Raw genomic sequence first — 7,338 nt, forward strand, 5'->3', positions numbered from 1 at the left:
ATCTGTGTGATCCACTGCCCACCCTACATGAACTGAGATCTGGCACCGTTGTGGTTAATCCTACGGTGGGCAGTGCCTAGCAACGTGCAAAGCCCAGCTTGTGAATCTGTGTGATCCACTGCCCACCCTACATGAAGTTGCTGCCCAGAAGCAATCACCGTTGCTCAAGCCAAGGTTTCTGGACAATATCCCAACCCCATGGTAAATTGTTCGCAAAAAGCTTCTATGTCGCTCTGGTTTGGACTACCATGAGAAACCACAGCAACTTGGTAGCGACGCATGACCTCTACCGGTGACTGTCCGGTTTCCAGACTCCACAGAGCCATTTGCACACGAATGTCTGGGCTGTAGGGAATCCCCAACTCGTTCATATAAGCCCGAAAGTCTCCATGTTGTTGAGCGGTTAAGGGTGTGTCCATCTTAACCTTAACCACCCAGCCATCAATCCGATGAATCACCGTGGCAAATTTGATAGGTAGCTGGGGCGAGTCTTTTAGATACTCAACGACTCGCAGAGTTAGACTGGCATTAGCTAAAAAGTAAAGGTAATCCATAGAGAGGAGTTAGTTAGTAACCAACTGAGGCTTGATATCCTATGCTATATCTTTATTTTCGCAAGCCAGGATTGCTCACGGACAGGGGATATACCCCCGATCTTAGATAGGGGATATTCCCCAATTTAGAAATAACAGCATGACAGGGATTGACAAACAGACATCCAAGCACCAAATCGACCAATTAGTCTCAAGCTATGACTATGAACTACCCCAAGAGCAAATTGCCCAAACACCCTTGAGCGAGAGGGATGGTTCAAAACTGCTGGTGGTAGATTCACCAACTCACCATAGCCACCACATCTTTAGGGAATTACCTGAGCTATTGCAACCGGGTGACCTATTGATCCTCAATAACACCAGGGTTATCCCCGCTCGACTCTATGGGCGTAAATCAACTGGTGTGCCTGTGGAGATTTTGTTGTTAGAAGAGCGACTACATCAAGAACAACAGCAGGGACAACACCAGAGTTGGCTAGCTTTAGTCAAACCAGGTAGGCGTCTCAAGCCAGGAGCAGAGATTTGGTTTACTCCCTCATCCGACCTTGGGCTCAAGGATAGTACCGTATCAAAACACCTAACTACCCCCCTACCTCCCCTTAAAGCAACTGTTCTGGCAACAGATGAAGCGACCAGTGGGCGGATATTGCAGTTTGATTTCCCAGAGGGAGTATCCTGGGAAACCCTGTTGGAGTGGTATGGCCAGGTTCCTCTACCCCCCTATATCCAAGACTCTCAAGCTACCCCAGACCAGTATCAGACCATTTATGCTCAAAAGAATGGTGCTGTTGCTGCTCCCACCGCTGGACTCCATTTCACCAATCAGCTGATGGAAAACTGCCGCCAACGGGGAATTCGGCTAGGGTATATCACCCTACACGTGGGGGTTGGTACATTTCGACCTGTAGAAGTGGAGGATATTACCGAGCACGACATGCACGGAGAGTGGCTAGAAGTCCCCCAATCAACTGTGGAGCAAATTCAGGAAACTAGAGCAACCGGAGGTCGAGTGATTGCTGTAGGCACAACGGTAGTCCGTGCTCTAGAGGGAGCCGTTGTGGATGGGGAATTACAACCCTATTGTGGTAAGACTAACTTATTTATCTACCCAGGCTATCAATGGCAGGTAGTGGAGGGATTGATTACCAATTTCCACTTACCTCGGTCGAGTTTATTAATGTTAGTTAGCGCCATGGTAGGGAGGGAGCGGTTACTGACCTTGTATCAGGATGCGATCGCTCTTAGTTATCGCTTTTATTCCTTTGGTGATGCAATGTTAATTTTGCCAGAAGCAAAAGCAACTCCTTTACCAGATTTTTAGCAAAAAAGATAGATCCAAGCGCTGGGTTTTTTCCCGAGTTTCAACGATACCGTAGCTGTGGGCGTTAAATTTGAGTAGGTAATGCGATCGCTATGTCTAAAACCATGACCTCTGCTGTTGTGCCTAATACTCCTTATCTGCCAACTCAGTATGATCTTCCCTGTGATGACGGTATTCCGATGGAAACTGAACGACATAAACTCCAGATGCAATTGCTGATTGATCCGTTATTGCCTTGGTTGGCCCAGCGGGAGGATGGCTATGTGGGCGGTAATATGTTTCTTCATTTCAGTGAAGCACAACTTAAAAATCAAGACTTCCGGGGTCCAGATGTGTTTGTGGTGCTTGGAGTTCCCAAAGGCGAACGACTCAGTTGGGTAGTTTGGGAAGAAGGTAAAGCACCTGATGTGATCATTGAACTAATTTCTGACAGTACAGCCAAGACGGATAAAAGTACCAAAAAGCTAGTTTATCAAGACCAAGTCAGAGTACCGGAATATTTTTGGTACGACCCGTTTAATCCAGAAGATTGGGCGGGATTTAGCTTAGACAATGGAGTCTATCAACCTTTAAGTGAAGATGAACAGGAGCGACTAGTTAGCGAAATATTAAGGTTAGCCTTAGTGCGTTGGTCAGGCTTTTACAAGGATGTGGAGGCCACTTGGCTGCGTTGGGCTACCTTGGACGGAATTGTGCTACCTACTCCTGAAGAACAAGCGGCGATCGCTCAACAGCGGGCTGACAAACTCGCTGCTCGCTTACGAGCCATGGGAGTAAATCCAGAGGAAGTTTGAACAATAACAAGAGGCAAAGGGCAAGAGTCCTCACCCTGGTTGACTGACGGTGGTGGCCCTCCTCAACTCCGGTGAGCGTTCTTTATTCTTCTTGGGTCAGAAACACTCTCAGTCTGGCTCCCATACCTCTGACTCTTTTCCAGGGCAAAACTTTATAATTTGTAACATACCTCCTTTTTTCTGGCACGACCTACTTACATAGGTCGATTCTCAAGAAAATACCTATTTTCGGTCAAAATTTTAGTACCTCACTTGCATCCCACTGCTCCCCTTTGTGATCTACTGAAAGTTAAGTCCAGCCATATTTTCAAGTTGCCGACGTACTTCTTCAGGGCGTAACCAGCCATATCCAACAAAACCTAAATCTTCAAGCAAATACTGAAAATCTTGTTCTGTCCATGGCGAAATGCCAGTATTATTTTGAGGATGATTAACGATATATGAAGGATGTTGTTTCAAAAATGTTTCTAAATAAGGTCTAGCTCCCTCATCCCAATCAGTAAGCTCACGCTCTTCTAATTCCCAGTCTAAAAACCATAACTTTATTTCATCTCCCGCGACAGATACAGCCCAGCGACAGTCACCACTTAATGCAACTGATGTTACATCGCCTGTATGTCCTTCAAAAGTTGATAAACATTGTCCACTTTCTATATCCCAAAGCTTAACTGTTTGATCAGAACCACCAGATAGTGCAACTCGGCTGTCAAAACTAAGACAGACTGAGTTTACCGCTCCATCATGTCCATTTAAAAATGTATATTTAGATGTCTTTTGAATAAAAACACGGTCATTTTTGATAATCAACAATGGTAATTGGTATAAATCCATTTCTAGCAGAATAATAATGGTAAAAGCTACTATTTGTTTACCTCTATCTAAATCTCTAAGAATCAAATTTTTATCAGATTCGCTAGAGCTAGATAAAATGAAGCGATTATCACTACTCATACAGACTGAAAGGACTTTACCTGTATGTTCGGAGAAGGTATTTAGACAGTTTTCGACAGCAACACTCCATAGTTTGACAGTTCCATCATCGCTACCTGATACGCCTAGATGATTGTCACGACTCAAGCAAACTGAATTAACTGTACGAGTATGGCCATTCTCTCTTGAAAAAATTCTACACTTACTTTTTTCAATATCCCAAATCTTCACATCTGCTTGTTCTTCTAGACATATCCAGGAATTGCTAAGCAATTCCTGGATATGTCTAATGCCTGTACATTTTCAATATAAATGTTCAATATAGACACAAAAAAGTAGCAGTAGTGAAGGAATCCACTCAATAAATCGTTGATAACTGGGTAAATTGGGAAAGGCATCACCCCAGTAGTCAGCTACTTGCTCTAAATAATAGTATTTGAAGTTTCTATGATGATTAGAGTGAAAGCGATTAAAATTGTTAGTATTTTCGAGAGACATAAGCTTCTTTTTCGTTGTCGATTAGTCAGTCCATAACTAACTTATTTTTTTTTGCCATTGAAGTTTAAATTGTTGACAAAAATAATCGACATTGCAAAATAGATTATCTATAATAAGCATAGGGAAAGGTAGCTGAATGGCTTTATTTTTTTTAGGATATAACCTCTACCTTTTATTAGACAGAAATGACGTTATATTAACTAAATAAAAATGAATACTGATAGAAATTGGAACATAGGTCAAACCATCCTTAATCTTTATAAAGTAATTGATGTTCTTGGAGAAGGTGGATTCGGTAAAGTCGTTCGCGTCTTACACCAAGACTGGAATAAAGAATTAGCTGTAAAAATTCCCCGTCAAGAAACCATTGAAGCATTAGGGGGAGTCAAAAACTTTGAGCAAGAAGCCCAAACATGGGTCGATATGCAATTACATCCTCATACAGTCAGTTGTTACTATGTGCGTAATATTGAAAATAAACCAACAGTCTTTGCAGAATATATTGAAGGAGGAAGTCTTTATGACTGGATTTATGGAAAAAATGGTCAACCCCCTAAGCTTTATAATCCTAAACTTTATGATGTAGCAGATTCCCCCCAACTCAGTGATCAACCCGTTCATGAAATCATCCTAGAGAGAATTATCGATATAGCGATTCAATTTGCGTGGGGGTTGGATTATGCCCATGAAAAGGGATTGGTTCATAAAGATGTAAAACCTAGTAATGTGATGTTAATGCCTAAAGGTACTGTAAAAGTAACCGATTTTGGCTTAACCCAATCAACGGCACAAATAGGAGTAGGAAATAGAGATAATTTAGATAGTAGCGCAATAGTAACGGGAGTTGCTGGAACACCTGCCTATTTTTCTCCAGAACAAGTCAAAAAGGCTGAACTAGACCTTCGCAGCGATCTATTCAGTTGGGGGTTATCAGTGTTAGAAATGTTAAAAGGAGAAAGACGATGGAAATATGGAAATTGGGTGAGTGGCCATGATTTAGAATACTATGTGCAATCGGAAGCACGACTTCCGAGTTACTTAAAACAGTTATCGACATCAGATACTGCTCAAAAGTTATTCAATTTATTGAGAGACTGTTGTCAGGAAAATCCTAATCATCGTCCTGAGAATATGATGGTGGTAGCAGATAGGTTAGAAGCTATTTATAAGGATATAGCTGGCAAAAAATACCTTCGTAAGAAACCAAAATTAGCGGATTTAATTGCTGATGATTGTAATAATCGAGCTTTATCTAATTTGGAATTAGGAAAAAGTGGAAAGGCAATAAGTTTATGGCAAGAAGCTTTAAAAGCACAACCAGAACATCCAGAAGCGACTTATAATTATGGTTTATTTAGATGGAGAAAAGTAAAATTAGATAGCTATCGAGAAACATTAACTTGTATTTTTGCTCATCTAACAGAAGCCAAGCTATGTAAGTTTGCCCTATTAGTAATACAGAACTGTCCAGAAAGCATTAATGATGATGAGTTAGTTGAAAATTTAGAAGGGGTAATCAGTTCTAATTCAGATAATTGGATACCTAAATATTTATTAGCGCAGGTGCATTTAGAAAGGGATGATTGTGAAGCGGCGATTATGATTTTAGAAAGTATTAACGAAGAAGATCTCGCTCAATATAAAGTTAGAGAATTGTTAGATATAGCAGAAAAGCGAGAACCTGAATCTACAAGGTTTTTACAAACTTTTGAAGGACATCAAAGTTGGGTAGAATCGGTATGTTTTAGTAATGACGGTACATTTGCTCTGTCGGCAAGTGACGATTGTACTATCAAAAAATGGGATTTAAAAACAGATACAAAAAATAAATGCTTACATACTTTTAGAGGGCATACAGGTAAAGTTAGTTCAATATGCTTAAGTAAAGATGATCAAATAATTATATCTACTGGTTTTGATAAAACTATCAAGAAATGGAATGCAAATGGTGAGCTTTTAAGAGACAATTTTGTTGATAATTTACAAGATACATCCAATATAACTCCTTATCTATATTTATTAGATTTAGATGATAATAAATTGTACTACAGAACAAAATTTGTAATCATATTGTTAAAAAAAATAATACCTAGTATTTTAGTTAACCTAATGTTCTTAGTAGTTCAGTCGATATTCGTAAGTGGCACTTCGACTGGAGTTAAAACTTGGTACTCTTTCCAAGAGAAGGATGGAAATTTTTGGTCATTAAACATTAGCGAGGATGATAAATTGTTGGTTTCGGGGAGTTTAAGACTTTTCTTAAGTGGTCTCAAAATCTGGGATGTAAATCTTGAAACAAGTATAAAAATTTTGGAGAGAAAGAAAACTAACTTCGACCAAGATGAGGTAAACCGTATCATAATGTCAGTCTGTTTAAGTAAAGATAAAAAATTAGTTCTTTACAGTAGAAATGGCTTACGAAAGAACTTAGGAGTTTGGGATGTAGAAAATAATAGATTGTTACGTTTTTTAGAGGGACACAGATATAACGTAAATTCAGCTTGTCTAAGTCAGGACGATGATTTTGCTCTTTCAGGAAGTGATGATGATACTTTAAAATGGTGGGATATTAATAATGGGGTTTGTTTACGTACATTCATTGGACATCAAGATCATGTAAATTCAGTTTGTTTAAGTAAGAATAATAAATTTGCGCTCTCAGGTAGCCGAGATGGAACTTTAAAGTTGTGGGATATTGAAACAGGTCGTTGTTTGAGAACTCTTTCTGGTCACATAGATATAAATCATTCAATTTACACAAAAGAAATACTATCAACTGCTCTTAATAAAGACAATACTTTAGCTTTATCAGGAAGTCGAGATAAAACCTTAAAATTATGGCAAATAAATTATTCATCTCATACATATTCTGCCCCGTTCATTTTATCTCAAATACAAAAAACAGAAACTGTGCTTAAAGATGAAGAACTTTTTAAAACATATCTTTCACAAGCAAAACAAGCCTTAAATAAAAGAGATTATATTGATGCAATACAGCAAATTAAGTTAGCTCGTAAATTAGTCGGATATGAAAAGAATAAAGATGCTCAAAAACTTTGGGAGAGCTTGTATTGTAGATTGCCACGAAAAAACTTACAAAATGTTTGGCTGATAAATTCTTTACAACTTGAACAGCTAGAATCTTCATGGTTTATAAGATTAAAAGATTCTCGTTCTTCTTATAGTTCAGAAGGCTCAACATTAATTGATATAAGCGTTGATGATTCTAGTATTTTAGTTA

General features: G+C 39.2%; 5 protein-coding genes. 3 read left to right on the forward strand and 2 right to left on the reverse strand.

What is annotated here, in order from left to right; genetic code table 11:
• Nucleotides 1-164: 164 nt before the first annotated feature.
• Complete coding sequence (locus F6J99_RS38530) at nt 165-554, reverse strand: hypothetical protein (protein ID WP_008188520.1); 390 nt, start codon at nt 552-554, stop codon at nt 165-167.
• A 139-nt stretch (nt 555-693) separates the two neighbouring features.
• On the opposite strand from F6J99_RS38530, the gene queA reads away from it, so the two are divergent.
• Both queA and F6J99_RS38540 read left to right on the forward strand, forming a co-directional pair.
• Nucleotides 694-1,875 carry a tRNA preQ1(34) S-adenosylmethionine ribosyltransferase-isomerase QueA gene (queA, locus tag F6J99_RS38535; RefSeq protein ID WP_293121256.1) on the forward strand — a complete coding sequence of 394 codons (1,182 nt, stop codon included), beginning with the start codon at nt 694-696 and terminating at the stop codon, nt 1,873-1,875.
• 92 nt (nt 1,876-1,967) lie between these two features.
• Nucleotides 1,968-2,669, forward strand: coding sequence for a Uma2 family endonuclease (locus F6J99_RS38540; RefSeq protein WP_293121258.1), 702 nt, complete (start codon nt 1,968-1,970; stop codon nt 2,667-2,669).
• 279 nt (nt 2,670-2,948) lie between these two features.
• On the opposite strand, the gene F6J99_RS38545 is transcribed toward F6J99_RS38540, so the two are convergent.
• On the reverse strand, nt 2,949-3,830 hold the full coding sequence (locus tag F6J99_RS38545; RefSeq protein ID WP_293121260.1) for a WD40 repeat domain-containing protein: 882 nt from the start codon (nt 3,828-3,830) through the stop codon (nt 2,949-2,951).
• Nucleotides 3,831-4,307: 477 nt separating this feature from the next.
• On the opposite strand from F6J99_RS38545, the gene F6J99_RS38550 reads away from it, so the two are divergent.
• A partial coding sequence (locus F6J99_RS38550) for a serine/threonine-protein kinase (RefSeq protein ID WP_293121262.1) occupies nt 4,308-7,338 on the forward strand: 3,031 nt, incomplete at its 3' end.

This window comes from Moorena sp. SIO4G3, from assembly GCF_010692305.1.
Taxonomy (GTDB): domain Bacteria; phylum Cyanobacteriota; class Cyanobacteriia; order Cyanobacteriales; family Coleofasciculaceae; genus Moorena; species Moorena producens_A.